The sequence below is a fragment of the Streptomyces sp. DH12 genome (assembly GCF_020873895.1).
Lineage (GTDB): Bacteria > Actinomycetota > Actinomycetes > Streptomycetales > Streptomycetaceae > Streptomyces.
The window spans coordinates 1-423 of sequence record NZ_JAHWGT010001325.1 but is presented as its reverse complement, the minus strand read 5'-3'; the positions used below and the strand labels follow the sequence as shown (position 1 = coordinate 423).

Here is a 423-nt window from a genome sequence, read left to right as displayed (position 1 = left end):
GCCTCCCGCAGTGCTTCTCGTACCGACCGACGGTTCGTCGTCGTGGAGTTTCTGTCGTCGCTTGGAAGGAGCCGACATGTCCTCGGAAAGTGCAGACGATCTGCCCGCCCTGCGCGGGCAACTGGACGCGGTGGACGCCGTGCTGCTCGAGTCGGTGCCGCGGCTGTTCCGGGAGACAGGACGCTGGAGTTCGGCGGAGTCTCGTGCCACCTGCAACGACGGCATGCTGGTCGCGGTCCGCGGTCCGGCGCCGTCGTAGCGCGGCTGAGGCGTGTCGGGGTGCGCTCGCCGGTTCATGTGGCCGAGCGTACCCTCTCTCCCATTGACAAACCGACTGTGCTGTTTTTTTAATCGTACTTGAGCCAGCGCCGTCGGCCGCCCATGAGGCGCCCCAGCGGTGGTCCTCATGGCATGGATTCGGAG

1 protein-coding gene is annotated in these 423 nt (G+C 66.2%); it reads left to right on the top strand.

Features of this window, described 5'->3' with window-relative positions:
* The first annotated feature begins 76 nt into the window (after nucleotides 1-76).
* On the top strand, nucleotides 77-259 hold the full coding sequence (locus tag LPA54_RS39910) for a hypothetical protein (RefSeq protein WP_228985304.1): 183 nt from the start codon (nucleotides 77-79) through the stop codon (nucleotides 257-259).
* The last annotated feature ends 164 nt before the right edge of the window (nucleotides 260-423 follow it).

What these genes read in the sequence shown, in the direction of transcription:
- LPA54_RS39910 (WP_228985304.1), top strand. Translation starts at nt 77, where the DNA reads ATGTCCTCGGAAAGTGCAGACGATCTGCCCGCCCTGCGCGGGCAACTG.